The sequence below is a fragment of the Arthrobacter sp. Rue61a genome, from assembly GCF_000294695.2.
Lineage (GTDB): Bacteria > Actinomycetota > Actinomycetes > Actinomycetales > Micrococcaceae > Arthrobacter > Arthrobacter aurescens_A.
In genome coordinates this window covers 1716301-1742383 of sequence record NC_018531.1, presented here as the reverse complement: position 1 = coordinate 1742383, position 26083 = coordinate 1716301, and the positions used below count along the sequence as shown (strand labels likewise).

General features: G+C 62.8%; 22 protein-coding genes, 1 tRNA gene and 1 pseudogene. 7 read left to right on the top strand and 17 right to left on the bottom strand.

Going from position 1 to position 26083, the window contains the following annotated elements; all coding sequences use genetic code 11:
• Positions 1–48: 48 nt before the first annotated feature.
• Positions 49–3444 carry a pyruvate carboxylase gene (locus tag ARUE_RS07995; protein ID WP_014921352.1) on the bottom strand — a complete coding sequence of 1132 codons (3396 nt, stop codon included), beginning with the start codon at positions 3442–3444 and terminating at the stop codon, positions 49–51.
• A 303-nt stretch (positions 3445–3747) separates the two neighbouring features.
• Between ARUE_RS07995 and ARUE_RS07990 the strand changes: the two genes are divergently transcribed.
• Positions 3748–4557 carry a ParA family protein gene (locus ARUE_RS07990; protein WP_014921351.1) on the top strand — a complete coding sequence of 270 codons (810 nt, stop codon included), beginning with the start codon at positions 3748–3750 and terminating at the stop codon, positions 4555–4557.
• Between the two features lie 122 nt (positions 4558–4679).
• On the opposite strand, the gene ARUE_RS07985 is transcribed toward ARUE_RS07990, so the two are convergent.
• The 6 genes and pseudogenes from ARUE_RS07985 to ARUE_RS07960 form a co-directional block, all read right to left on the bottom strand.
• Entirely contained in the window at positions 4680–5273 is a 594-nt protein-coding gene (locus tag ARUE_RS07985; RefSeq protein ID WP_011774391.1) for a MerR family transcriptional regulator, read from the bottom strand.
• 235 nt (positions 5274–5508) lie between these two features.
• Complete coding sequence (locus ARUE_RS07980; RefSeq protein ID WP_011774390.1) at positions 5509–6012, bottom strand: bifunctional nuclease family protein; 504 nt, start codon at positions 6010–6012, stop codon at positions 5509–5511.
• Complete coding sequence (gene ftsR / locus ARUE_RS07975; RefSeq protein WP_011774389.1) at positions 6012–6728, bottom strand: transcriptional regulator FtsR; 717 nt, start codon at positions 6726–6728, stop codon at positions 6012–6014. Before ftsR ends, ARUE_RS07980 begins: the two co-directional genes overlap by 1 nt.
• 20 nt (positions 6729–6748) lie before the next feature.
• Entirely contained in the window at positions 6749–7225 is a 477-nt protein-coding gene (locus ARUE_RS07970; RefSeq protein WP_011774388.1) for an FHA domain-containing protein, read from the bottom strand.
• 137 nt (positions 7226–7362) lie between these two features.
• Complete coding sequence (gene gcvH, locus ARUE_RS07965; protein WP_011774387.1) at positions 7363–7749, bottom strand: glycine cleavage system protein GcvH; 387 nt, start codon at positions 7747–7749, stop codon at positions 7363–7365.
• A 779-nt stretch (positions 7750–8528) separates the two neighbouring features.
• A pseudogene (locus ARUE_RS07960) lies at positions 8529–9420 on the bottom strand (MFS transporter); the annotation flags it as partial.
• A 167-nt stretch (positions 9421–9587) separates the two neighbouring features.
• Between ARUE_RS07960 and ARUE_RS07955 the strand changes: the two are divergent.
• A complete protein-coding gene (locus ARUE_RS07955; RefSeq protein WP_014921349.1) occupies positions 9588–10034 on the top strand; it encodes a MarR family winged helix-turn-helix transcriptional regulator in 447 nt (148 codons plus the stop codon).
• A 126-nt stretch (positions 10035–10160) separates the two neighbouring features.
• On the opposite strand, the gene ARUE_RS07950 is transcribed toward ARUE_RS07955, so the two are convergent.
• The 10 genes from ARUE_RS07950 to ARUE_RS07905 all read right to left on the bottom strand — a co-directional run bounded on the left by ARUE_RS07950 (position 10161) and on the right by ARUE_RS07905 (position 19932).
• Positions 10161–10237: transfer RNA gene (locus tag ARUE_RS07950), tRNA-Pro, on the bottom strand.
• Positions 10238–10378: 141 nt separating this feature from the next.
• Positions 10379–11929 (bottom strand): ribosome biogenesis GTPase Der, encoded by a 1551-nt coding sequence (gene der / locus ARUE_RS07945; protein WP_014921348.1) that lies wholly within the window; start codon positions 11927–11929, stop codon positions 10379–10381.
• Positions 11930–11939: 10 nt separating this feature from the next.
• Positions 11940–12635 carry a lysophospholipid acyltransferase family protein gene (locus ARUE_RS07940; RefSeq protein ID WP_014921347.1) on the bottom strand — a complete coding sequence of 232 codons (696 nt, stop codon included), beginning with the start codon at positions 12633–12635 and terminating at the stop codon, positions 11940–11942.
• Between the two features lie 28 nt (positions 12636–12663).
• Positions 12664–13377 (bottom strand): (d)CMP kinase, encoded by a 714-nt coding sequence (cmk, locus tag ARUE_RS07935; protein ID WP_014921346.1) that lies wholly within the window; start codon positions 13375–13377, stop codon positions 12664–12666.
• Entirely contained in the window at positions 13377–14483 is a 1107-nt protein-coding gene (locus ARUE_RS07930; RefSeq protein WP_014921345.1) for a prephenate dehydrogenase, read from the bottom strand. The genes cmk and ARUE_RS07930 overlap by 1 nt, the downstream gene beginning before the upstream one ends.
• Before the next feature lie 3 nt (positions 14484–14486).
• Positions 14487–15701, bottom strand: a complete 1215-nt coding sequence (locus ARUE_RS07925) for a pseudouridine synthase (protein ID WP_014921344.1) — start codon at positions 15699–15701, stop codon at positions 14487–14489.
• A gap of 151 nt (positions 15702–15852) precedes the next feature.
• A complete protein-coding gene (gene scpB, locus ARUE_RS07920) occupies positions 15853–16509 on the bottom strand; it encodes an SMC-Scp complex subunit ScpB (protein ID WP_011774380.1) in 657 nt (218 codons plus the stop codon).
• Complete coding sequence (locus ARUE_RS07915; RefSeq protein WP_014921342.1) at positions 16502–17425, bottom strand: segregation and condensation protein A; 924 nt, start codon at positions 17423–17425, stop codon at positions 16502–16504. The genes scpB and ARUE_RS07915 overlap by 8 nt, the downstream gene beginning before the upstream one ends.
• A gap of 6 nt (positions 17426–17431) precedes the next feature.
• Positions 17432–18331: a ParA family protein gene (locus ARUE_RS07910; protein ID WP_011774377.1), complete on the bottom strand. Its 900-nt coding sequence runs from the start codon at positions 18329–18331 to the stop codon at positions 17432–17434.
• Between the two features lie 254 nt (positions 18332–18585).
• Entirely contained in the window at positions 18586–19932 is a 1347-nt protein-coding gene (locus tag ARUE_RS07905; protein ID WP_011774376.1) for a C4-dicarboxylate transporter DctA, read from the bottom strand.
• A 139-nt stretch (positions 19933–20071) separates the two neighbouring features.
• Here ARUE_RS07905 and ARUE_RS07900 point away from each other — a divergent pair, with 139 nt between their 5' ends.
• The 5 genes from ARUE_RS07900 (at position 20072) to ARUE_RS07880 (ending at position 26081) form a co-directional block, all read left to right on the top strand.
• The gene (locus tag ARUE_RS07900; protein WP_014921341.1) at positions 20072–21718 is read left to right on the top strand and encodes a sensor histidine kinase; all 1647 of its coding nucleotides are present in this window, start codon (positions 20072–20074) and stop codon (positions 21716–21718) included.
• On the top strand, positions 21715–22428 hold the full coding sequence (locus ARUE_RS07895) for a response regulator (RefSeq protein ID WP_011774374.1): 714 nt from the start codon (positions 21715–21717) through the stop codon (positions 22426–22428). The genes ARUE_RS07900 and ARUE_RS07895 overlap by 4 nt, the downstream gene beginning before the upstream one ends.
• 87 nt (positions 22429–22515) lie before the next feature.
• Complete coding sequence (locus ARUE_RS07890) at positions 22516–24141, top strand: helix-turn-helix domain-containing protein (RefSeq protein ID WP_286140376.1); 1626 nt, start codon at positions 22516–22518, stop codon at positions 24139–24141.
• A 141-nt stretch (positions 24142–24282) separates the two neighbouring features.
• Entirely contained in the window at positions 24283–25371 is a 1089-nt protein-coding gene (locus ARUE_RS07885) for a class I SAM-dependent methyltransferase (RefSeq protein ID WP_014921339.1), read from the top strand.
• A 68-nt stretch (positions 25372–25439) separates the two neighbouring features.
• Complete coding sequence (locus ARUE_RS07880) at positions 25440–26081, top strand: GntR family transcriptional regulator (protein ID WP_014921338.1); 642 nt, start codon at positions 25440–25442, stop codon at positions 26079–26081.
• The last annotated feature ends 2 nt before the right edge of the window (positions 26082–26083 follow it).

Genomic DNA, 26083 nt, shown 5'->3' with positions numbered 1-26083 from the left:
GTACCCCGTCCGGATTCTTCCGGACGGGGTACTTCTTTATGTGGATGGCTAGCCGATCACCAGCAGCAAATCGCCGCCCTGGACCTGCTCTACCGAGGAAATGGCGAGGCGCGAAACCGTGCCCGCAACCGGCGTCGTGATGGAAGCTTCCATCTTCATCGCCTCAATGGTGGCAACGGTATCGCCGGCGTTGACGGTATCGCCCACCTTGACCGTGACGGTAACTGCGCCGGCAAACGGCGCGGCAACCTGGCCAGGCTGTGCCGGGTCTGCCTTCTCCGCTGCCTTGACGTTGCTGACCACCGAGCGATCACGGACAACCACGGGCCGGGACTGCCCGTTGAGCGTGCACATGACCGTGCGCATGCCCTTCTCGTCGGCTTCCGAGACAGCCTCAAGCTGGGCAATGAGGCGGACGCCCTTCTCCAACTCGATGACGTGCTCTGCGCCCTGCTGCAGGCCGTAGAGGTAGTCACGGGTGTCCAGCACGGAAATGTTGCCGTACGTATCAACGCTCTTCAGGTAGTCCTTGGTGGGTCCGGCGAACAGCAAACGGTTCAGCGTGTGCTGTCGTGTCTTGGAGTCACCCTTGAGCGCTGCGCTGTCCTCGGCGCTGATGTCGACGTCGCGCACCTTGACGCTGCGGCCCTGAAGGGCCTTAGTGCGGAACGGCTCGGGCCAGCCTCCGGGAGGATCTCCGAGTTCGCCGGAGAGGAAGCCGATGACGGAGTCCGGGATGTCATAGTTCTGCGGGTTCTCGTTGAAGTCCGCGGGATCAGCGTTAAGTCCCACCAGGTGCAAAGCGAGATCGCCCACCACCTTGGAGGACGGCGTGACCTTCACCAGGCGACCCAGGATGCGGTCAGCCGCGGTGTACATGTCCTCGATGGCCTCGAACTGCTCCCCGAGTCCCAAGGCGATGGCCTGCTGGCGAAGGTTCGACAACTGGCCGCCCGGGATTTCGTGCTGGTAGACGCGCCCTGTGGGGCCCGGCAGACCGGATTCGAAGGGAGCGTAGACACGCCGCACAGCTTCCCAGTAAGGCTCCAGTGCGCCAACGTTGGCCAAGCTAAGGCCGGTATCGCGGGGCGTGTTGGCCAAGGCTGCGACCAATGCAGACGCGGCAGGTTGGCTTGTGGTGCCGGCCAGGGACGCGGCTGCCACGTCAACGGCGTCCACCCCGGCGTCAACAGCTGCCAGCAAGGTGGCCAGTTGCCCACCCGCGGTGTCGTGCGTGTGCAGGTGCACGGGCAGGTCGAAGCGCTCGCGCAGGGCAGCCACCAGCTTCGCAGCAGCAGCCGGACGCAGGAGGCCAGCCATGTCCTTGATGGCAAGGATGTGGGCACCGGCGTCGACGATCTTCTGGGCCAGGTCCAGGTAGTAGTCGAGGGTGTACAGGTCCTCGTTCGGATCCAGGAGGTTGCCCGTGTAGCAGAGGGCCACTTCTGCGACGGCAGTCCCGGTTGCACGCACGGCCCGAATGGCGGGGGCCATCTGGTTGACGTCGTTGAGGGCGTCGAAAATACGGAAGATGTCGATGCCCGTAGCGGCGGCCTCGTTGACGAAGGCCTCCGTCACTTCTTCCGGGTATGGGGTGTATCCGACGGTGTTGCGTCCGCGGAGCAGCATCTGGATACAGGTATTCGGCAGGGCCTTGCGAAGGGCAGCCAGACGGTCCCACGGGTCCTCACCGAGGAAGCGGAGCGCGACGTCGTACGTTGCACCGCCCCAGGCCTCCACGGAAAGCAGCTCCGGCATCAGCGCCGTCACTGCCGGGCCTGCTGCTACGAGATCGCGGGTACGGACGCGCGTTGCCAGCAGTGACTGGTGGGCGTCGCGGAACGTGGTGTCAGTGACTGCCAGTGCCTGCTGCTCCCGCAGCGCCTTGGCGAAGCCCTCCGGCCCCAGTTCGATCAGCTTCTGGCGCGAACCCGAGGTGGGAACCGGGCCATCGATCGCGGGCAGCTTGCTGGCAGGGTCCGAATGAACTGTGAGTTCGCCGTTTGGCTTGTTCACGGTGACCTCGGCCAACCATGTGAGCAACTTGGTGCCGCGGTCTGCAGAGATGTGCGATTTCAGCAGTTCAGGGCGCTTGTCGATGAAGTCCGTGGCCACGTTGCCGGCATTGAAGTCCGGATCCGCAAGAACCGCCTGCAGGAAGGGGATGTTGGTGGACACGCCACGGATACGGAACTCAGCCAAACCACGACGTGCGCGGGCTACGGCTGCAGGGTAGTCACGGCCACGGCAGGTCAGCTTCACCAGCATGGAGTCGAAGTGCGGGCTGATCTCGGCACCCGAGTAGACCGTACCGCCGTCGAGCCTGACACCGGCGCCGCCGGCAGAACGGTAGCCGGTGATCTTTCCAACGTCAGGGCGGAAGCCGTTGGAGGGGTCCTCGGTGGTGATACGGCACTGCAGCGCAGCACCCTTAATGAACACCGAGTCCTGGCTCAGCCCCAAGTCCGCGAGGGTTTCCCCTGAAGCGATGCGCATCTGTGCCTGCACGAGGTCGACATCGGTGATTTCCTCCGTGACGGTGTGCTCGACCTGGATGCGGGGGTTCATTTCGATGAAGACGTGCTGTCCGGCCCGCTCCCCTTCCGTGTCCACCAGGAACTCCACGGTTCCGGCGTTGACATAGTTCAAGGCCTTGGCGAACGCAACGGCATCGCGGTAAAGAGCCTGGCGGATGTTCTCATCCAGGTTCGGCGCGGGAGCGATCTCCACCACTTTCTGGTGGCGGCGCTGCAGTGAACAGTCACGCTCGAAGAGATGCATGACGTTCCCTTCGGCGTCCGCCAGGATCTGCACTTCGATGTGACGGGGACGCAGCACTGCCTGCTCAAGGAACATGGTGGGATCGCCGAAGGCAGCATCAGCTTCGCGCATGGCGGACTGCAACGCCTCGGGGAGGGCTTCGCGCGTCTCCACGCGCCGCATACCGCGACCGCCACCGCCGGCGACGGCCTTGGCGAAGATCGGGAAGCCGATCTCGTCGGCTGCTGCGATGAGCTCGTCAAGATCCTTGGAAGGCTTGCTCGACTTCAGGACAGGAACGCCGGCCTTGCGGGCAGCTTCCAAGGCGGCAACCTTGTTTCCTGCCAGCTCCAGGACCTCAGCGGGCGGTCCCACAAAGGTAATGCCTGCTGCCTTGGCTGCACGGGCCAGGTCCGGGTTCTCGGAGAGGAAGCCATAGCCGGGGTAGATGGCGTCAGCGCCGGCTTCTTTGGCGACGCGGACAACCTCCTCTACGTCCAGGTAGGCGCGGACGGGATGGCCCACCTCGCCGATCAGGTAAGCTTCGTCGGCCTTCTGCCGGTGGATCGAGTTACGGTCCTCATGCGGAAAGACGGCTACGGTCTTGGCGCCCAGTTCATAACCAGCGCGAAACGCCCTGATCGCGATTTCGCCGCGATTGGCCACCAGAATTTTCGAAAACATACTTCTCCTGCATCATTGCGGGTGGATCGGTCGGTGGTCACAGTGTGTAGTGCCGCCAGCATCAAACACAAATCTTTGTGGCAACCATCACAAAGGAATCGTCATCTGCACTGTATATACGTGCGCGCGATCCGACGGCATGCTATTGCCCGGGGCTTATCCTCAGCGGTCGGGCGCGTAGAAAGCGGGAATCGACCGCGATGCACCATATGATGTTGAGGGGGCTTCGGCAAGCCCCGGCTCCGGCGCTTCCGGAGCGAATCAGCGCGATACGGCAACCGGCGTTAGGTTTTGGGTTTTCAAGTGCAAGTAGTCAGCATCAGCAGCCTCAAGGGTGGAGTGGGAAAGACGTCCGTGACCACCGGTCTGGCGTCCGCGGCCCTCGCAGCCGGTATTTCCACGTTGGTAGTGGACCTCGATCCTCACGCCGACGCCACCACGGCACTCGGCGTTCAGCCAGGCGGGAAACTCGACATCGGCCGGATGCTGAAAAGCCCCCGGAAAGCCAACCTGGCGGGCAATGTGGCCGGCAGCAGCTGGGTTTCCAACGGCTCAAGCAACGGCACCCTGGACGTCGCGGTGGGTTCGGCCTTCACCGGAATCTATGACCGCCCGGATTTGGGCCGGCGTGACCTTCGCCGGCTTTCAGCCGTATTGTCAGGCACCACTAACTACGAGCTCGTCCTGGTGGACTGCCCACCGTCCTTGAACGGACTAACGCGCATGGCGTGGAGCGCAAGCGACCGCGTTGTCCTCGTAGCCGAGCCCGGCCTCTTCTCCGTAGCCGGCACTGAACGCACCATGCGGGCCATCCAGCTGTTTCGGCAGGAGTTCGCCCCTAACCTGGCTCCGGCAGGGATCGTGGCCAACCGGGTACGCACCGGGTCTGCGGAGCACACCTTCCGTTTGGCTGAAATGGAGTCCATGTTCGGCGAACTACTGCTCACACCGCACATTCCGGAGCAGGCCAACTGGCAGCAGATCCAAGGTGCAGCGCACTCGGTCCACCACTGGCCCGGAGACTCGGCCAAGAACGCAGCCAAACTCTTTGATGCCCTGCTCGAGAGCCTCTTGGCTGGACAGTCCTCGTTGCGGGACCGCCGCCAGCGCTGAAAGACTCAACAACCGGGAGCCTCAACAGCCTGCGCGTAAGCACGGATAGAAGAAGAGGAAAGGCTTCGACCCCTGGAGGGTCGAAGCCTTTCCTCTTTGGTTCAGATTCCGTGGTGCGGCGTTTAGCCGATGCGGCGCGCAACGCGCCGTTTGCTCAGTTCGTCGTCGGGAAAGGACTGCTCCGCGGCATGCTCGCTCGGAAGCGCGGCCAGGCTCCCCTCCACTTCCCGCCATACGCGTCCGACAGCGATGCCGAAGACGCCTTGTCCGCCTTGAACGAGGTCGATGACCTCGTCCGCGGATGTACATTCGTAGACACTGGCGCCATCGCTCATCAGCGTGATCTGTGCCAGGTCTTCGACGCCCCGCTCGCGTAGATGTTCCACGGCCGTGCGGATCTGCTGGAGGGATACGCCGGTATCAAGGAGCCGCTTGACGACTTTCAGAACCAGGATGTCACGGAAGCCGTAGAGACGCTGGGAGCCGGAGCCGGCAGCGCCACGGACAGCAGGCTCAACCAAGCCTGTACGTGCCCAGTAGTCGAGCTGGCGATAGGTGATGCCCGCAGCCTTGCATGCGGTGGGACCGCGGTAGCCCGCGTCCTCGTCCAGCACAGGAAGGTCCTCCGTGAAGAGCAAACCTTGGGCGCCGGATGCGGGCGCAGCAATGCCGGCAGAGGACTGCTTCAGCTCGCCTGCTTCGCCTTTCGGACTCACGTGACCTCCTTGTTCTCAGTTCCCTTGGGGACGGTGCATACCCTGATACAACGGCGAAATGCAGCAGTGTAATTCCCGCAAGTCCGCACCTTCCAGTGTGACTTGCGCAGGCAGTGTATGCAACGGGAACTTGATAACTTCGACGTTAGGCCCGTGAGGCTCCGAGGTCAAAGACCTTGGCCCCAAAATACAGCCGTGTCGAAAGTTTCACCCTCAACTTTAGGCTTAGGGTGCCTCAGCCTTCGAAATCTTCCGGTTCAACGTCGTCCAGGAACTCACGGAACCGGCGCATCTCGCGCTCTTCGTCCACGGCGGGATCCGGCTCCGAGTCTTCGCCTTCATCATGCTCGGTAATGCGAACGCCGGCCTCCTCCATGACAGCGTCGGCACACCAGATGCGGCACTTGGCGCGCAATGCCAGCGCCAACGCGTCCGAGGCGCGCGAACTTACTACCGTGCCGTCGTCCAACTGCAGCTGCCCGTAAAAGATGTTGTCCTCCACAGCGACGATGTTCACGCTGATGATGGAATGGCCCAGGGATTCAACAACATCCACCAGGAGGTCGTGCGTCATGGGCCGGGGCGGGACAACGCCCTGCTGTGCCAAGGCGATGGCGCTGGCTTCAGGAGTGCCGATCCAGATCGGAACATGCCGCTCGCCGTTGATCTCCCGAAGGAGTACCAGCGGTTGATTGGACGGCAGTTCAATCCGGACACCGACGATTTCAACTTCGATCATCAGCTGTCCATCCGGGAGATACGGTCGTGCACCAAGGCCCTGTGCAGGGTGAGGCAGAGGTCGCTGATCTCACGGGCAGCTTCCGCGGCCCGCGCCTGCGACGCTGCATCCCGACGCGATGTCAACGGCGCAACGGCCCTCTCCACCAGGCCGAACTCCCGCTCAGCTGCAGCTTGGAACGGGCGAAGATGCCGGGGCTCAAGGCCGTGGCCTTCCAACTGAACACAGGCCCGCGCCACCTGGAGGGCGTGTTCGTCGAACTTGCCGCCCACGTGGCTGATCAGCCCGAAACTCAGCAGTGATTCGAGCAAAGGAACGCTGGCACCCGATTCGGCACGAAGTTGGTCTTCGGTGAGTGCGCGGGCACGCCCTTGCACCTCTGCTGCCATTTCCGCCGAGACCACCCTGGGTGACACCGTGACACCCGGAGGGAGATTTTCAGGCCTCTCACCGCGGTCGATGGCATCCAGATAGTCCTTGATGACCTTCAGCGGCAGGTACTGATCGCGCTGGAGCGCAAGGACGAAACGGAGCCGCTCGACATCACCGTCTGCGTACTGCCTGTAGCCGGCAGGAGTCCTCTTGGGGTTGATGAGTCCTTTTTCCTCAAGGAAACGGATCTTGGACGCCGTCATACCTGGGAAGTCGTCGCTCAGCTGGGCAAGGACCTCCCCGATATTCAGGACCTGCGGTCCGCGACGGTCCTGCTGGGCCATAGCCACAGGCAGATACCCCGTCAGACTTGGCCTGCTGCGCGAACAGGGCTCAGGTAGTAGGTCAACCGGAACTTGCCGATCTGTACCTCGTTGCCGCTCTTCAGCTGCACGCGGTCGACGCGGTCGTGGTTGACGTACGTTCCGTTGAGGCTCCCCATGTCCACCAGCTCGAAGCCCGAGGCAGTCCGGATGAACTGAACATGCTTGCGGGACACTGTGACGTCATCCAGGAAGATGTCGGCATCCGGGTGCCGCCCAGCTGTTGTGGTGTCCGCGTCCAGCAGGAAACGAGCTCCGGCGTTGGGACCGCTGTGCGCAATGAGCAACGCTGAGTTCGGCGGAAGGGCGTCTACGGATGCACGTTCTTCAGGAGCCAACTTGGGAGCAATGCTCGGCTCGTCCCACGTTGGCGTGATGCTGATCGAGGTGGTCTCCGACGTCGGCTGTTCCTCCGCGCCGTTCCCGACATTGGCTTGATTCTGTTCGCCGCCAACCATGGAATTTCCTCCTCATCCGCCGGCAGTTCCAAACCCTGCCGGCCACTTCCGCCTCCCGGTACCGCCGGGCAAATCGGTTGCTGGCCCGCCGTCCCGCTTTCCGGTTTAAGGAAAGCAGCCTGACGGGCCAGATAACTTTAGCCTACCTGTTGTTCGTACTCCGATGCACTGAGCAGGGAATCCACTGCATCAGCTTCTGCAAGCTTTACTTCAATGAGCCATCCCTCGCCGTACGGGTCGGAGTTAATCAAAGCCGGATCAGTGTCCAGGGCGTCATTTCGATTGGTGACTTCACCGGTCACCGGAGCGTAGATGTCACTGACGCTTTTGGTGGATTCCACTTCGCCGACAACCTCGTTGCCCGTGATTTTTGTGCCAGGCTCGGGCATCTGGGCGTAGACGACGTCGCCCAAGGCGTCCTGGGCGAAGTCGGTGATGCCAATGCGCACTACGCCGTCGGCATCTGGAGCGGTCACCCATTCGTGTTCTGCGGTGTAGGAAAGTTCTTCCGGAATATTGCTCACTGGTGGCCTTTCATCGGGACATTTACGAACCTCGACGGCGGCCTGTGCTGATGGCCACCGCTGAAAGTATAGGCACATTTCCCCTGCACCTGATGGGGTCTCTGCCATGATTGACCCATGACCGAACAAGTACAAGTACCAGCTCAGAAAAAGCGCAATTGGGGCGTAAAAATAATCCTGATCCTGGTGGCAGTACTTGTCGCTGTGGCCGCATACTTCATTCTCGGGGCCATCCTCCCCCGCTGGTGGTCCGATGTCATCGCCGGACAGATCCGGCGCGACCTTGGAGCCAGCGTCCTGGTGGGTATGTTTTACGGCTTCGTCTTCACGTTCGTTCCGCTCCTCGTAGCGTGGCAAGCCACCCGCAAAGCAGTGTCCTGGCCCTGGAAAATTGTTATCGTCCTGGTGGCCGTCGCCATCGCCGTGCCCAACCTGCTCACAGCCGGGATCGCCTTCGGCAGCACGGAGTCAGCCCACGCAGGCCAGCGGACCTTGAGCGTGGATGCGGGATTCTTCACCACGTGGACGGCTATTTCCGCCGTCGCCGCCGTGGTGGTCTTCATTGCGGTCACTATTCTCTGGGCCCTGTGGCGACGCAGGGGCAAGCAAATGAAAGTGCTCAGGCAAGCAGAGAACCAACGCGTCAGAGCTGCCAAGAGCGCCGAAGCGGCAAAGCAGGACACTGCACCCAACGCATAAGGCGTCAGGCGACGGTCGCCTCGCGCGGTTCGCGTTCGACGTCGGGAGTTACAGCAGGTGCCGCCACTCCCCCACGTTTGGCCGCTGCGGCCGCCGGATGCCAGCGTTGGTGCTGTGGAGGCAAAGTGCATCACGCGCAACTGGAGTCTCGGAACGGTGGCAAAGCCGAAGCCGCCCATGAGCGCCAGTGACACCAGGGTGGCGATGCTGGTCGAAGCTGTGAGGGCGAAGAAGATCAGCACCGCCACCAGCCCGGCAAGGATGACGATGAGTGACTTGCCCAGGGCTTTGTCGGCGGCTTTTCCCCCGAGGAAGTTGCCAACGAACAGGCCGCCAAACCCCAGGATGGTCACGATGATGGAGAGCCAGACTTGACCGGATGTGAAGGCTCCCAGCTCGCTGCGAAGGCCCTTGGCGGCTTCAGTGGCGGCTTTGGGAACCATCAGGGCAATACCCAACAGCGCTACAACTCCGATGGCAGTGATCGCCCGGAAGGTTGACCGCCAGCCGAAATGCTGGCCCAGCAGCGTTCCGAAGGGAACGCCCAGAACGTTGGCCGCGGTGAGTCCGGTGAACATGATGGCGATGGCCCCGGCTTTCTTGTGGGCAGGCACAAGGCTCGCTGCCACCACGGAATCGATACCGAAGAACGCGCCGTGGCAGAGCGCTGCAATGATCCGGCCGATCATCATGGCCATGTAACTGTCAGCAACGGCAGACAAGAAGTTGCCGGCGATGAACAGGACGAGCAGACCAATGAGGACGGGTTTGCGCGGCAGCCTGGTGACTGCTGCCGTCACCAGGAGTGCGCCGACGGTAACGCTGAGGGCATAGCCGGAGATAAACCAGCCGGCCGAAGCCTCGCTGACCTGGAAGTCGGCGGCAAACTTCCGGCAAGAGGCACATGATCACGAATTCGGTCAGTCCGATGCCGAATCCGCCGAGGGCAAGGGCAATCAACCCTGCGGGCATGTGGAGCTCCTTCAATGGGCGGTTCCGACTGGAAGTGCGTCGTCGGGAACCGTAGAATAATAGTTGCAGACGCTCTATATATAGTTGCCCACGCTAGATACTTGCGCGAGTAACTACTTTGCAGTGCGTCGCGTTTCACACGACATCAAGGCAGGAGCACAGCAGACATGGGCATCAAGGATGACGCCGTAGAAGTACGGGCACAGGGTTGGCGAACCCTTGCCGCCCTGCACGGAAGCATCGAGGCGGAGCTGGAGAAGGCACTCCAGGCCTCGAGTGACCTGTCGGTAGTGGAGTACACGGTGCTGGATGCGCTGAGCCGACAGGATGGCTGGCACATGCGGATGCAGCAGCTGGCCCGCGCCACGGCGCTATCCAGCAGTGCCACCACTCGCTTGGTCAATCGCCTCGAGGATCGGGGTTTGCTCACGCGGATCCTGTGCGCCGACGACCGCCGAGGCATTTACACCGAGCTGACACTGGCCGGCCAAAAGCTTCTCGAGGCGGCAACGCCGGTCCACGACGAGACTCTGGCCTCCGCCCTTGAGGCCGCGGAGTCGGTGCCTGAGCTTGAACCGCTGGTGAGAGCACTCGGCGCGCTGCAGAAGATCTAACCAGTTCCCGGTCTTGTACGTATCCCCCGGACTTCAACGGCGGGCACAGCGAACGAGACCGGGAGCTGGTCGGGCGTTAACGACCAAAGGCCGGAATCCCGTGTTTCCACGTGATTCCGGCCTTTTTGGTCGGGCTGACAGGATTTGAACCTGCGACCCCTTGACCCCCAGTCAAGTGCGCTACCAAGCTGCGCTACAGCCCGCTGGTTCCACCGTTCTCCGCCTAGGTTTTCCTCCGAGGAGTCCCACCTAAGCAGTCCGGCCGAACCACCTCCAAAAGCTTACACGAAGTTGGAGGTCGGAGACGCCATCACAGCCAAAGTGGGCTGTGATGCCCGTCTCACTTAGCGCTTCTTGCCACGCTTCTCACGTACGCGCATGTTGACCTCGATGGGCGTGCCCTCAAAGCCGAACGTTTCGCGGAGGCGACGCGTGATGAAGCGACGGTATCCGGGATCCAGGAAACCGGTGGTGAACAGCACGAACTTCGGCGGGCGGCTGGATGCCTGCGTGCCGAACAGGATGCGCGGCTGCTTTCCGCCACGGACCGGGTGCGGGTGCGCTGCCACGAGTTCGCCCAGGAACGCGTTGAGGCGTCCTGTGGGGATGCGACGGTCCCAGCTCTCCAGCGCGATGTCCAAGGCGGGGACCAGGCGGTCTTTGTGCCAGCCGGTCTTTGCCGAGATGTTCACGCGCGGAGCCCACTCCACGTGGGCAAGGTCCTGCTCGATTTCACGCTCCAGGTAACGGCGGCGTTCGTCGTCCAGCAGGTCCCACTTATTGAACGCGAGCACCAGCGCACGGCCGGACTCAATGGCCAGCTGCAGGATGCGGACATCCTGCTCGCTGAGGACCTCGTCCACGGCAAGAAGAACGACGGCGACCTCCGCCTTTTCGAGCGCGGCCTGCGTACGCAGCGACGCGTAGAAGTCGGCACCCTGTGCCATGTGCTGGCGGCGGCGGATACCTGCGGTATCCACGAAGCGCCACGTGCGGTCGCCAAGTTCGATGAACTCGTCAACCGGGTCACGCGTGGTGCCGGCCAGCGGATCCACCACAACTCGCTCGGAGCCGGCGAGCTTGTTCAGCAACGAGGACTTACCCACATTCGGGCGACCGATCAGGGCGATACGGCGCGGGCCGCCTGAACGCTCCACACCGTCCACCAAGGAGTACTCGGGCAGGGTGTCCATGACGTGGTCCAAGAGGTCCGCGACGCCGCGACCGTGGAGGGCAGAAACCGGGTACGGTTCGCCGAAGCCCAGGCCCCAAAGGGTTGCGGAATCGGCCTCCTGGGCGAAGTCATCCACCTTGTTGGCCACCATGATGACCGGCTTCTTGCTCTTGCGGAGCATTTTCATGACGCCCTCGTCAGTGGCGGTCGCGCCGACGGCGGAGTCCACTACAAAGAGAACGGCGTCAGCAAGCTCAACGGCCATCTCAGCCTGCTCGGCAACCCGTGCGTGAATGCCCTTGGCGTCGTGCTCCCAACCACCGGTGTCCACCAGGGTGAAGTTGCGGCCATTCCACCGGGCCGAGTACATGACGCGGTCGCGGGTAACACCAGGGGTGTCCTCCACTACGGCTTCACGGCGGCCCAAGATGCGGTTCACCAACGTGGACTTGCCCACATTGGGGCGGCCGATGATGGCCAGAACCGGATCCAGCTTCAGGGGACCTTCGTCGCCTTCGTCGCCGTACTCGCCACTAAGCAGCGCGGCATCTTCTTCGTCGAGATCGTAATCGTCCAGGCCGGCCCGGAGGGTGGCCGCGCGGAGCTCGGCCTCGTCATCGTCCAGGGCCGCCAGGTTTTCCGCCACCTGGTCGGTGCCGGTGGGCGTGTATTCGTCGTCGCCGGCTCCGTGGAGGCCGGATTTTTGAGTCGTATCGCTCATTGCACTTTCCTTAGTGGTGGTCTGCCGGCGTCCCGGCTACTGCTGAATGGCGGTGCTGCGAAGTGGTTTCTCCGGGCGCAGGTTCCAGGGGAAGGCCCTGGCCTGTGGCCCGGATGGCGTCCTGGACGTGTTCGGCCAGGGCATCACGGATCTCCGCAGCCGCCCTGTCCATTGAAACACGCCCGGGTTCGCCCCTCCGGCGCTTCACCGTGATGGGTTCACCGAAGCTGACATGGAGCTTGCGGCGGGGTTTGGGGATATGGTCGCGATGCTCATCACCTTGGCGGGTTCCGAGGATGGCCACCGGGATGACTGTGGCTCCCGAGTTAAGGGCCAGCCAGGCAACTCCGTTGCTGATGTTTTCGGCCGAGCCGCTCCCCCGGGTTCCCTCAGGGAGGATCCCTACACAGCGACCGGCGTCGAGCAGTTTCTTGCCGATATGCAGGGCGGTGCGGTCACCGGCGCGATCCACCGGAATCTGTCCGGATCCCCTCAGGACGGCGCCCAACAAACCTTTAAACATCTCTTTCTTGACCAGGATATGCATAGGGCGCGGCGACGCGCCGAACATCACAGGCCCGTCCAGGAAGCTGATGTGGTTCGCCGCAAAAATCACCGGTCCGGCAGCGGGCACGTTGCTCTTGCCCACCACGACGGTCCGATAGATCACGTGATCCAGGAACCAACCAACCGGCCGGCTCCACATCCTGCTCTGTGCGGAGGGGAGCTGATACTCAGTCACCATAGATAACCTTGCTCACGATCGCCAAGGCTGTCTCGACAGTTTCCTCAAAGTTCAGATCAGAGGAATCGAGCGTCACCACGCCGTCCGCCGCTTGGGTGAAGTTCACAACGGTGGAGTCCTTGGCGTCACGCTGGATCACCTGGCTGTTGAGCTGTTCTTTCGTCTGCGTGCCGCCCAGCTGGATCCCGCGACGCCGCAGCCTGGCTTCCTCGCTGGCGGTCAGCAGCATGCGAACCTCGGCGTTGGGTACGACGACGGTGGTGATGTCGCGTCCTTCCACCACCATGCGGCGGTGGTGCTGATCGATCAGCTCGCGCTGGCGGCGGATCAGCTCAGTGCGGGCACCGAGCGTCGTGGCGACAGCACTGACGGACGAAGAGATCAAAGGATCCCGGATTTCGTCCGTGATGTCCGTGCCGTCAACCGCCACGTACTCGGTGGCAGTACTGGTGCTGATCTCCAGCGGCATGATTTTGGAAGCCTGTTCCACCGCTGCGCCATCCTGAAGGTCAACGCCGGTCTTAAGGCAGTACCAAGTCAGCGCCCGGTACATGGCACCGGTATCGAGGTACGCCAATTTCAAGCGCCGGGCAACTTCCTTGCTGACGCTGGATTTACCGGATCCCGATGGTCCGTCGATCGCGATCACGAGCGGCTTGCCGGGACGGGCAACTGTCTCCGGGCCAAAAAATTCACGCGTCATTACTGGAGTACCCGCCATCCACGGTCAGTCAAAGCTTCAACAAGGAGGTCATGCTTGCTCGGAAGCACGGAAAGCTCCACCATGCCCACGTTTTGTCCCGACGAATGGTCGAGCCGAAGGTCTTCAAGGTTCACGCCGATCTCGCCGATCTCCGTGAGGAGGTGCGCGATCTGGCCAGGCTTATCGTCCACCAGGATGGTCAGCCATGAGTACGCCTGAGGAGGCCCACCGTGCTTTCCGGGGATCCGTGCCTGGCCTGCGTTCCCTTCACTGATCAGTTGCGCAAGGTCCAGCCGGGCCCCCGGAGCAAGAGGAGCTTCCAAGGTACCGATCAAACGGTTCAGGTCCTCGCGCACACCATGCAGGATGGAAACCAACTTCTCGGCATTGCCACCCAGGATCTGGACCCAGAGGGTGGGATCGCTGGCTGCGATACGGGTGGTGTCCCGAAGCCCGTTTCCTGCCAAGGAGAGGGCATGCAGCGGCGTGCCTTGCAGACGGCTCGCCAGAAGCGACGACATGATCTGTGGCAAATGGGACACCAAGGCCACGGCCTCATCGTGCTCGTCCGCGGTGAAGCGGGAAACAATCGCTCCCAGATCCCCCGCAAGCGAACCCGCAGCATGAAGTGCCGCATCCGAAGTTTCTTCAGAGGGGCACAGAACCCAGGGCATGGAGGTGAAAAGCTCTCCCCTGGCCGCAACCGGGCCGGATTTCTCCCTGCCTGCCATGGGATGCGTACCCACATAGCGGGTCAGGTCCACGCCACGTTCCCGCAGCTGCGCCTGGATGGCCGCCTTGACGCTGGCAATATCAACCACGACGGCGGACGGGTAGTCCTCCAGTGCCTTCTGCACGACGTCGGCGGTTACGTCCGGCGGGGCCGCGACAACTACCAGCTGGGGTTCTTCATCCAACTCGCCTAACGGCCGTCCCGCACCAATATCCACCGCGACCGCCTGGTTGGTGGGCGAAGGATCGAAAAGGAAAACAGGGACACCCCGTCCGCGCAAGCCGAGGCCAATACTGGCCCCAAGCAAGCCTGTGCCGAGAACGACGACCGGGCCATCGAGATGGCCCCGGCCGTGCGTACCGAATGCCGACATGCCTTAGAGCCCCACAGATGCCAGGAGGTGTCCGACTTCCTGCCTGCCGAGGTTGCGGATGCTGCCCTGGCGCTGGTCGCCCAAGCCAATGGGTCCTACCTTGACGCGGACAAGACGCTCCACCGGGAACCCGACGGCGTCGAACATGCGGCGCACAATGCGGTTCTTGCCCGAGTGCAGGACGACCTCGATCAGGACGTGGCCCGGGGTGGAATCAACCAAGCGGAAGGAGTCCACTGCAGCTACGCCGTCTTCGAGCTCGACGCCGTTCTTCAGCTTTGCGCCCACCCCTTGCGGGAACGGGCCACGCACCTGGACCAGGTACGTCTTGGGTACCTCATAGGAAGGGTGCGTCAGGCGGTTGGCGAGTTCGCCGTCGTTCGTCAGCAGCAGCAGTCCCTCAGTGGCGACATCGAGACGGCCGACGTGGAACAGGCGCTCACCCTTGTTTTTGTTGTTCTTGAGGAAGTCGCTGATGCAGGGGCGGCCTTCGGGGTCCTCCATGGTGGAAACGACGCCCTTGGGCTTGTTGAAGACCATGTACACGAGCGTTTCGTCGAGCTGGATGCGGATGCCATCAACGTGGATCACTGCGGACGTAGGGTCCACGCGCATACCAAGTTCGGTGGTCACCACACCGTCAACCTCAACGCGTCCTTCGAGGATCATTTCCTCACACACGCGACGCGAAGCCACGCCAGCCTGTGCCATGACCTTTTGCAGGCGCACGCCGTCAACATCGTGAAGGTCGGACTGGGGGACTTCCTGGCGGGGGCCCCGGTTGCGGCCCGGCTTCCGGATGGGGCCCAGGTTCTGGCCGAAGCGTTCGCTGCCGAAGGCCTTCGATCCGTACTGCCTTGCCGGCTTCGCCTTGGGCTTGATGGCGCCCGGCGTGCCGGGTGCCTTGCCAAAGCCAGGCTTGTTGGAGCCGGGCTTGCGGAAGGGCTTCGCGGGCCTGGCTGCCTGGCCGCGGTCGTAATCGCCCGCTGTCGTGGGGTTGTCAGGATCGAAGGGTGCCGCTTCGCGCGGCTTCGAAGCCTTGAAGGGGCGGCCTTCGCCCTGGGTGAAGTTGCGCTTTCCAGCGCCGGCGCTGCCGCCGCGGCCGGAGAAGCCGCCGGCGTTGGAGCGGCCTGTGCCGCCGCCCTTGGCCTCATTGCGTCCGGTGCTGTTGCGCCCCGAACCGTTACGTGGTGAACTCTGGCGTCCCGCCTGTGTCATGACCCGTCCTTGTGTAGTAATGGCCGGCAGTTGGTGTTGAAATCAACACTAGCCAGCCGGGCAGACATCGTCTGCCCTTTGTCGCTGTGCACCTTGGTAAGGCGCCGTGAATCAGTATTAAGTTGCATTGCTGTGCCGGTGTGGGCCGTGGCTACATCCGGCTTGCGTCGTAGTACTCGTCGATCCCTTCCAAACCCGGAAGGTGCGGCGAGAGCTGTGGCAGTTCAGCCACCGAGCCAATGCCCATCCGTTCCAGGAAGTACGAGGTTGTCCGATAAAGGACGGCCCCCGACTCGGGATCGTTTCCGGAGTCCTCGATCAAACCACGTTGGGTAAGAGTCCGGACCACGGAATCGACGTTGACGCCGCGAATGGCAGACACCCGGGCCCGTGAGACCGGTTGCCGGTAGGCAATGACCGCCAGGGTCTCAAGCGCTGCCTGAGTAAGCCTGGTGGTCTGCCCTTCAAGGACGAATCTCCCCACGATGTCGGCGAAATCCGACCGTGAATAGATCCGCCACCCACCGGCGACGTTCCGCAATTCAAAACCCCGGGGTGCAGTACTGGCAACGGCAAAGCCGACAGCATCCACGTCCGGGGCTTTAACAGTATAGCCGCTATACTCCCGCTGCAGGTCCTGCAGCAAATCCTCGACGACGGCGACGGTCACGTTGAGCCCGGCCGCCAGCTCTTCCGAGGTGGCTGGCTCATCAATGACCATGAGGACTGCCTCCAACGCTGCCCGTGCACCGCCGGGCAGCGCTTCCAGTTCAGCCAGGCCATCCTGGACCGTTTCCTGTTCACTCACTGGCGCCACCCCCACTTCCCCCGGCTTCTGTTCCGGCTTCGTACTCCTCGCTCAGGCTGGAACTGTCCCAGCCGGCATCATCACCTGTCCACCGCACCGTCAGCTCAGCCAACGGCCCGGGTTGCTCGAAGGCAACCACGCGGTCACGGAACATCTCCAGCAATGCCAGGAATCGTGCAACCACCACCAAGGTGGTTTCGGCGTCGGCAATCAACGTCTGGAACGACAACGGCGCGCCCAGCTTCAAGCGGTAGCCCATGATTTCAGCTTGTTCCTTGACGCTGACCGGCGGAGCATGGAGGTGGTCCAAGCCAACCTCGGCAGGAGCGGAGTCCTTCGGTTTGAGTGCTTTGGCAGCAAGTTCCGCGAACTGCTCCGGAGTGTGCCGCCACACCAGTTCCGGAAGCAGCGCGGCGAAATGGCCTTCCAGTGCAACCTGCCGCGGATACCGACGGGCTTCCTGCTCCAGTTTCTCGCCCAGGATTCCGGCGATCTGCTTGAACGCCTTGTACTGCAAGAGCCGGGCGAACAGCAGATCCCTCGCTTCGAGGAGCGCTATGTCCTCGGCATCCTCTACCTCACCGGCCGGCAGGAGGCGGGCTGCCTTCAAGTCCAGCAGCGTTGCCGCGATCACCAAAAATTCGCTGGCTTCATCCAGGGCCCAGTCCTCCCCCAGCTCCTGGAGGCGCCTGATGTACTTGATGAATTCATCGGTGACGGTGGCCAACGCCACCTCGGTGATATCCAGCTTGTGCTTGGAAATGAGGCCGAGCAAAAGGTCAAAGGGACCCGTGAAGTTAGCCAGCCGTACTTCGAAGCCGGCCTTACGGGCTTCGGAAGTACCGGCGTCGGGCGCTACCGCCGGGACGGCTAAGGCCGGATCCGCTTCAACGGTGGGGGCGATTGACGGTCCCACCGTCCGCTAGGGCGCGCCGCCGCGCGAGATCAGTTCCTTGGCAAGGCGGCGGTACGCGTCAGCGCCGATGTGATTGCCGGCGTAGCTGGTGATGGGCTCGGCGGCCACAGTGGCATCAGCAAACTTGATGGAACGCTTGATGACAGTCTCAAAGACCTTGTCCCCGAAGGCCTCCACCAGACGCGAAATTACTTCACGGCTGTGCAGGGTGCGGGCGTCATACATGGTGGCCAGGACACCGTCCACCTGAAGGCGCGGATTGAGGCGGTCCTGTACTTTCTCGATGGTTTCCACCAGGAGCGCAACGGCGCGCAAGGCGAAGAATTCGCAGATCAGCGGGATGATGACGCCGTGGGCTGCAGTCAGAGCATTGACGGTCAGCAGGCCCAACGAGGGCTGGCAATCGATCAATACGACGTCGTAGTCGTCCTCAACGCTCTTGAGGGCGCGATCCAGGACTTGCTCGCGGGCTACCTCGTTGACGAGCTGGACTTCGGCAGCGGAGAGGTCAATGTTGGCGGGCAGGAGGTCAACGCCTTCAACACCGGTCTGCTGGATGGCATCGCGGATGTTCACCTTACGGTCCATCAGGACGTTGTAGACGGTGAGGTCGAGCTCGTGCGGATTTGCCCCGAGGCCGGCGGAAAGCGCCCCTTGGGGGTCAAAGTCCACCAACAGGACACGTCGGCCGTACTCGGCGAGTGCAGCCGCCAGATTGATGGTGGAGGTGGTCTTACCCACGCCACCCTTTTGATTAACCATGGCGATGACTCTCGCCGGACCGTGGGAGGCCAGTGGAGCGGGTTCCGGGAATTCGCGGTGAGGGCGGCCCGTGGGCCCCATGATGGCGTCTTCCAGATCGAGCTCGGTGCCTTCCAGCGTAGCTGTTCCCCGTTCGATGCTCACGTATCTAACCACTCTTTCGACGACGATCTTCCCTGCCGCTGCGCCCCCGGCGACAGCGCTGCTACCCCCTTAGGCTACAGCGCCCGACACGGTTATTTTGGGAACTTGACATTGGCCGATTCCTGAGCCTTGACCCTCTGGTTGAGGTCGAAGGTTTATATCGCTGGCATCGTCCTGCCGCGGAAACAGCGGGGGCCGGCACCCTGTGGGGTGCCGGCCTCCGCCTCACTGCATAGCGTGTGGGGCGGGTCCTCTTAGACCGTAACCTTTTCGCGGTTTTCAGTTTCGGGAGCAGCCTCTTCTTCGCCCCCGTGGGCAATCATGGTCTGCTCATCGAAGGGCTCGCTGCCGGAAAGGACACGCTCTACCTGGCCATTGTCGATCTCCTTCACCCAAGTGCCTATCAGAACCGTGGCAACTGCGTTGCCTGTGAAGTTGGTCAGTGCACGTGCCTCGGACATGAAGCGGTCGATTCCTACGATCATGCCCACGCCTCCCAAAAGCTCCGGCTTGTGTGCCTGGAGGCCGGCGGCGAGGGTTGCAAGCCCGGCACCGGTGACGCCTGCAGCACCCTTGGAAGCGATGATCATGAAGACCAAGAGGGAGATCTGGGCACCGAGATCCAACGGCGTGCCCATGGCGTTGGCCACGAACAGCGATGCCATGGTCAGGTAGATAGCCGTGCCGTCGAGGTTGAAGGAGTAGCCCGTGGGAACAGTGACACCGACAACCGGCTTGGAAACACCCAGGTGCTCCATCTTGGCAATCAGGCGGGGCAGCGCAGCCTCGGAGGATGAGGTGGAGAAGATCAGGAGGTACTCGCGGGCCAAGTACTTCATGAGCTTGAAGATGTTCACGCCGGCAACTGCGCGGAGCAGTGTGCCCAGGATGACCACGATAAACAAGGCGCAGGTTACGTAGAAGGCCAGCATCAGGGTGAACATGCTGAGGATCGCCTGGGCGCCGGTGGCACCAACGACGGCGGCGATGGCACCGAATGCGCCCACCGGAGCCAGCCACATGATCATGATGAGGATACGGAAGACGAGGCGCTGTCCGTGACCGATAGCGGTGAGGATGGGTGCACCCTGCTTGCCCATCTTCTGCAGTGCGAAGCCAACCAGGATGGCAGCCAGAAGGGTGGGCAGGACCGGAATGTCACCGGGGATGATTCCCAAGAGGAAGTCAACGGTGCTGTTGGTATCGGCCTTCTTGGTGGGATCGTACGGGGTCAGCTTGAGACCCTCTCCCGGGTGGATCAGGTTGCCGACCACCAGGCCGATGGCGAGGGCAAATGTGGACATTGCCACGAAGTAGCCCAGCGCCAGCCCTCCCACCTTGCCAACGGTTGCGGCTTTGGCGATGGAGCCGATGCCCAGGACGATGGTGCAGAAGATGACCGGAGCAATCATCATCTTGATGAGCTTGATGAAGCCGTCACCGAGCGGCTTGAGGGATTTGCCGACTTCGGGGAACATCAGGCCGACCACGGCGCCGAGCACTACGGCCAGGATGACCGCGATGTACAGGTAATGCGACTTGTCGAGCCCCTTGCGTCCACCTTTGGCGGCTACTGCCGACTCTCCTCGTTGAGAGGTCATGGGATTCTCCTTCTGGATACTGTGTAAGGCGCTGCGGTCCTGCACTGATGTCCAATCCGCTGCCCTTGTGTGATATCCATCATTGAGCTGTTGGTGACACACATCACCGTTGCGGTCATATTGGTCATGGGAGGCCCACGTGTTTCACAGCTGGAGCATCGCCCGCCGCTTGTTCGTGGCGAACCTGCTGTTCGTCCTGGTACTGACGGCGGTCTTCGGTGCGTTCTCCGTGGTGGAAGCCAGGGACCGGGCCTACGACGAGGCCGGCGGCAGGATGCAGGCAATCGCCACCTCCCTCGCCAACAATCCCCTGGTCCTGGAGGCGGCGTCGGCGACTGATCCTTCTGCCATCCTCCAGCCATATGCGCGGGAAGTCATGGACGACGCCGACGCCGACTTCATCACCATCATGGCGCCGGACAGGACACGCTGGACCCATCCCCGGACCGAGGAACTGGGCAAGCCCTATATCGGGACGATTGAGCCCGCTCTCGGCGGCGAAACCTTCACGGAAGTGACCGCAGGAACCCTGGGCCCCTCAGTCCGAACCATCGCTCCCGTCAAGGACATCGGCGGAAACGTCAAGGCCTTGGTGGCTGCCGGAGTCACGGTCCGCACAGTGGACACCGACGTTACCGAAAGGCTGGGGGTGATTGGCGGAATCGCCTTGGTGGTCCTGTTCTTCGGATCGGTCGCCTCGTGGCTGTTAGGCCGATACCTTCGCTCGGTCACCCGCGGATGGGGCCCGGAGCAATTGGCGCAGCTGTTCGCATACTACGAGTCGGTCCTGCACTCTGTCCGCGAAGGCGTGATTCTGATTGACACTCACGGCAAGGCGGTGATGTACAACGACCAAGCCGCCGAGCTACTGGGCGTGGAGCCTTCCGACGCCGACCGGTCCCCCGATGACGCCCCGAAACTCGCCGATCTTCCCTTCGACGGCAGCCTGCGAGCGCTGTTCGAATCCGGCAGGCCCGCTCACGACGAAATCCACCTGACCGGTTCCCGGATCCTTGTAGTCAATCAGGCCCCCGCAGTGGGGCCGGTGCCTGAGCGCAGCCGACAGAAACCCGCTGTCTACGGCACGGTAGCTACCATCCGCGACCGTACTGAGATCGAGTCCCTGGGCACGGAACTGCAGACGATGAAGACTCTCTCCGATGCCCTGCGCGCCCAGACACATGAGCATGCAAACCGGCTGCACATGATCGTGTCCCTATTGGAACTGGGCCGCATGCCGCAAGCCCTGGACTTTGCCACCAAGGACCTTGAACTCAGCCAGCAACTCACCGACGACATGGTGGCGTCCGTGGATGAGCCAGTGATGAGCGCGCTGGTGATGGGGAAGGCGGCAGAAGCCCACGAACGCGGGGTGGAATTGGTGGTGCGGACCTCGGGGAGCTCCGGCGTCCTGGGCTTGGAAATACAGGACCTGGTGACCATCCTTGGGAACCTGCTGGACAATGCAATTGATGCTGCGGCCGCCGGGGACTTCCCACGGAAGGTGGAGCTGGACGTGGAAGCCGGACCTGCCGCCGTCGAATTTACGGTGCGGGACACGGGCAGTGGCATCAATCCCGACTCCATTGATGACGTCCTGCAGTACGGCTTCAGCACAAAGTCCCCGGAAGAAAACCCGCGCGGCGCCCATGGCCGGGGCGTTGGCCTCGCTTTGGTGCGTCAGGCTGTGGAGCGGCTCAACGGTACGATGACCATCAGCAATCCCGGTGGAGCACAGTTCCATGTTCTGCTCCCGGCGCCGGTTCCCGAGGAAGAGAAGGCATGACAGACATCCGCGTCCTGGTGGTGGAAGACGAGCCGATAGCCTCGGACGCCCACTCTGTCTACGTTGGCCGCCTGGACGGCTTCACCCTGGTGGGGACGGCACCGGATGGACAGTCGGCCTTGCGCATCCTGGGCGAATTCGCGGCGTCGGGCTCCCCGGTGGACCTTGTCCTGCTGGATATGAATTTGCCGGACCTCCACGGCCTGGACGTCGCCCGCCGAATGCGTTCCGCGGGCGTCTTTGCCGACATCATCGCCATCACTGCCGTCCGGGAATTGACCATCGTGCGCAGCGCCGTGTCCATCGGCGTCGTGCAGTACCTCATCAAGCCCTTCACGTACGCCACGTTTGCGGACAAGCTCAGCAGCTACCGGACCTTCCGCGAACAGCTGGCGGGCTCGATGTCCGGGATCTCCAAAGCCGGAGCGTCGCAGAGTGACGTTGACCAGGCGTTTGCCAGCCTTCGCGCTCCCACCGATCTGCCACTGCCCAAGGGGCTCTCCGGCTCGACGTTGGAATCGGTGAAGGACCTGGTGCGGGCGGGCCGGCAGCCGGTGTCGGCAAGTGAGGTGATGGACGCGCTGGGGATGTCCCGCGTCACAGCCCGCCGGTACTTGGAATACCTTGCCGACGCCGGTACGGTCACCCGGGCGCCCCGGTACGGCACTCCTGGCCGGCCGGAGAACGAGTACGGCTGGAACCGGGGCTAGGGTCCTCCCGTTCCCTGCGCCTCCGGCAGTAAGCTGGTGCCGACCCATGGAGAGCCCATGTCCCCAACGCCAATGTCCCCAGCGCCAATGTTTCCAGTGCAGCACCAGCTGATGGCAGCCCGCGAGGCGTTTGCCCGCGGAGACTGGGACGCTGCGCGTCGGGCCATGGAACGTGCTGCGAACGAAGCGGCCCTCGGTGTGGAAGACCAGGAAATCCTGGCACGCTCCAAATGGTGGCTCGGCGATGTCCAGGGCTCCATGGCCCTGTCCGAAGACATCTTTCACAGCAGGGTTGCGGATGGGCACGCCCAATCCGCCGCAAGAGCTGCCCTGATGCTTTCCCTGCAGTGGGGACTTCGCGGAAATATCGCCGTGTCCTCTGCATGGCTGAACCGTGCCCGCCTCCTGCTGGAGAGTCTTCCGGAGTCCGTTGAGCACGGCTATCTCCTTTACCTCGAGGGAAACGACGCGATCTACCTCGAAGGGGACGCCGGACCGGCGTTGTCGGCCTCCGTGCAGTTGAAAGAGTTGTCGCGCAGGCTGGTGGCCCCGGAATTGGCGAGCTTCGCCTCGATGTTGTCCGGCCTGGCTGCCGTACGCAGCGGTGACGCAAGCAACGGCTTCCGGGACCTTGACGAAGCGATGCTTCCCGTCCTGGCCGGGCAGGTGCCCGCTGAATGGGGTGGCGATATCTATTGCTCCGTCATCCACCTGTGTTACGAAATGGCTGATTATTCGCGGATGAGGGCTTGGACGGATGCCTTGGCGACGTGGTGCGCAGGGCTCTCCGCGTCCTTCATGTACGCGGGCATCGTTCGCGTTCACGAACTCCAGTTGCTGAGCGCCGAAGGCAACTGGGCACAGGTGGAATCGGAGATCGCTGAGCTCGGCGAGCGCCTGAGAAATGCCCACGGGTGGATTGCCGCGGACTGCTTCTGCGAGCTGGGTGAGATCCGCCGACGGCGCGGTGATACGGCGGGTGCGGCCGCAGCTTTCGCGTCGGCCCGCGAGCTGGGAGTGGACGCGCAGCCTGGCCCCGCACTCCTCCTTGCACAGGCAGGCCGGACCGAGGCCGCCACGGACGCACTCAGGGCAGCCTTGGCCGAACGCGGACCGTTGGGACGGGCATGGCTCCTGCTGCCGATGGTGGAGCTGCTCGCGCCCGGAAATCCAGCAGCGGCCGAGATTTACTGCCGGGAGCTTGAGCTGACGGCGTCCCGCTACGGCAGCCCGGGCTTCCTGGGCCGCGCCCACCATGCCCGCGGCTCCGTCCTGATGGCTGAGCGCCGATGGCCTGAGGCGATGACGGCACTGGAGGCCGCCGCGCAGGCATACAGATCGCAACGTCTGAGGTATGAGCTGGCAGAAATCCACGATCGTCTTGCCTCCGTCAACGCGGCCATGGGTGAGCACCGTGCTGCGGACGCGGAGCGGGCCACTGCCGCCGCTATCCGCGCACAGCTTGGCGCTGCCAACATCTCCTGGCTAAAGACCTCCGGGGAAACGGGTGGGTTGACGTCCCGTGAGGTGGAAGTGCTCAGTTGCGTACTCTCCGGTTCCAGCAATCGCCAGATCGCGGACTCGTTGACGATCTCCGAAAAGACAGCCGGACGGCACTTGGCGAACATCTTTACCAAGATCGGCGTCACGTCCAGAACCGCTGCCGCTGCCTGGGCTCGCCAGCACGGCATCCCGGAGCGTCCGAAGCTTTGATGCCGGTACCTGCATCATTCGCCTCATGGCCCCGCAAAACATGCAGAAATCCCCCGACGCCGTGACCGCGGTCCCAAACATAACGTGAAGTTGCGGGCAACTGGCCGGGCGAGCCGGCCACCGGAACACAAAGGACTGGCCATGAACAACATCCAGACTGAACAGCAGCAAAGCCCCACGCCCACCCGGGACAGCGTGGAACAGGCCGCGGGCCGGATGATCGGAATCCTCAACGACTCCTCCATTGCCCTGCTCATCGGCGTTGGACATCAAACGGGCTTGTTCGAGACCTTGGCGGCCCTGCCGGCAGCCGGGAGCGATCTGATCGCCGATGCTGCCGGCCTTAACGAGCGCTATGTCCGGGAATGGTTGGGCGGGATGACCTCGGCTGGGTTTGTCGACTACCAACCGGACCGTGGAACCTACAGCCTTCGTCCGGAATTCGTGCCTGTCGTTACCGGGCCCGGAACCGAAAATCTGGCGCGAACGCTGCAGTATGTCCCGCTGATGGGAGAAGTTGCCCCGAAGGTGGCGCAGGCATTCCGGACGGGTGGCGGAACGAGCTACGACGACTACCCGCGGTTCCATCACATCATGGCTTCCGAAAGCGCCGCGGTGAACGACGCATCACTTGTTGAGACGATCCTTCCCTTGACGGGCTGCGTGGATGCACTGCGCCGTGGAATTTCAGTGGCCGACATCGGTTGTGGCGAGGGGCATGCCATGAATCTGCTGGCGGCCACTTTCCCTGCCAGCACTTTTACCGGTTACGACTTCTCAGGGGAGGCATTGGCTGCTGCCTCCGACGAAGCCTCAGCAGCGGGACTGTCCAACGTCCGGTTTGAACTCCAGGATGTAAGCCGCCTGGAAACCGAGGAGCCGTTCGATTTGGTGACAGCTTTTGACGCCATTCACGACCAAGCCCGCCCGGCTGAAGTCCTGAAGAACATCCGGGCTGCGCTCAAGCCGGAAGGAACATTCCTCATGGTGGACATCAACGCTTCAAGCCGCTTGGAGGACAACGTGGAGCTCCCGTGGGCAGCGTTCCTGTACACCATCTCAACCTTCCATTGCATGGCAGTTTCGTTGGGGCAGGGCGGCGATGGTTTGGGTACGGTGTGGGGCAAGCAGCGGGCAACGGACATGCTTCTGGATGCGGGTTTCCGCGCGGTGGAGGTGAAGGAACTGGAAGAAGACCCCTTCAATGCGTACTACGTTGCAAGGCCGTGATGTATACACAGAACGAATTTTTTGGGTCTTTAGTGCCATAAAGCTGCCGATATGTATACACTGGGGGTATGCGCGCCAGTGATCGGGCTTACAACGCCCTTCGAGAAGACATCATTGAATGGCGCCTGCGGCCGGGCACGGTCCTCGCGGAAGTAGAGCAGTCCGAACGCCTCGGAGTATCCCGGACGCCGGTCCGAGAGGCGCTGAGCCGGCTTACCGCAGAAGGACTGACGACGGCGGCAGGTGGCCGCGGCGTCGTCGTCACCGATATCTCGCTGGACAGCATCGACGAACTGTTCGAACTGCGCGAAACCCTCGAGGTCAGGGCGGCCGCCTTGGCCGCCCAGCGCGGCGAACCAGGCATCTTCGCCGAGCTGCACGCCCAACTGGTGCTGGCACCTGAGCTGCTGAGCGACAACGACCCCGCGCGCCACGAGTACTACGCCTTGGTAGGCCGCTTGGACGACGCCATCGATTCGGCCATCTCCAACACTTACCTGGCCAATGCCATGCGCAGCCTCCGCGTCCACTTGGTCCGCGTCCGCCGCCTGGCAGCCGACGACGCCGCCCGGCTTCATGCGGCAGCCGCCGAGCACGCCGCGATCGCCGAGGCCATCGCCGCAGGCAACCCCCGGCTCGCCGAAGCCGCCACCACGCTTCACCTGCACCGCAGCCTCACCCACGTCAAAGCCACCCACACCCCTCATTAGAA

Coding starts and splice junctions, on each gene's coding strand:
- ARUE_RS07930 (WP_014921345.1), bottom strand. CDS start 14,483: ATGTCGGCATTCGGTACGCACGGCCGGGGCCATCTCGATGGCCCGGTC.
- ARUE_RS07890 (WP_286140376.1), top strand. CDS start 22,516: ATGTTTCCAGTGCAGCACCAGCTGATGGCAGCCCGCGAGGCGTTTGCC.
- der (WP_014921348.1), bottom strand. CDS start 11,929: ATGAGCGATACGACTCAAAAATCCGGCCTCCACGGAGCCGGCGACGAC.
- ARUE_RS07995 (WP_014921352.1), bottom strand. CDS start 3,444: ATGTTTTCGAAAATTCTGGTGGCCAATCGCGGCGAAATCGCGATCAGG.
- ARUE_RS07955 (WP_014921349.1), top strand. CDS start 9,588: ATGGGCATCAAGGATGACGCCGTAGAAGTACGGGCACAGGGTTGGCGA.
- ARUE_RS07940 (WP_014921347.1), bottom strand. CDS start 12,635: ATGTGGAGCCGGCCGGTTGGTTGGTTCCTGGATCACGTGATCTATCGG.
- ARUE_RS07880 (WP_014921338.1), top strand. CDS start 25,440: ATGCGCGCCAGTGATCGGGCTTACAACGCCCTTCGAGAAGACATCATT.
- ARUE_RS07980 (WP_011774390.1), bottom strand. CDS start 6,012: ATGATCGAAGTTGAAATCGTCGGTGTCCGGATTGAACTGCCGTCCAAT.
- ARUE_RS07895 (WP_011774374.1), top strand. CDS start 21,715: ATGACAGACATCCGCGTCCTGGTGGTGGAAGACGAGCCGATAGCCTCG.
- ARUE_RS07885 (WP_014921339.1), top strand. CDS start 24,283: ATGAACAACATCCAGACTGAACAGCAGCAAAGCCCCACGCCCACCCGG.
- cmk (WP_014921346.1), bottom strand. CDS start 13,377: ATGACGCGTGAATTTTTTGGCCCGGAGACAGTTGCCCGTCCCGGCAAG.
- ARUE_RS07970 (WP_011774388.1), bottom strand. CDS start 7,225: ATGGTTGGCGGCGAACAGAATCAAGCCAATGTCGGGAACGGCGCGGAG.
- ARUE_RS07905 (WP_011774376.1), bottom strand. CDS start 19,932: ATGACCTCTCAACGAGGAGAGTCGGCAGTAGCCGCCAAAGGTGGACGC.
- ARUE_RS07925 (WP_014921344.1), bottom strand. CDS start 15,701: ATGACACAGGCGGGACGCCAGAGTTCACCACGTAACGGTTCGGGGCGC.
- ftsR (WP_011774389.1), bottom strand. CDS start 6,728: ATGGCCCAGCAGGACCGTCGCGGACCGCAGGTCCTGAATATCGGGGAG.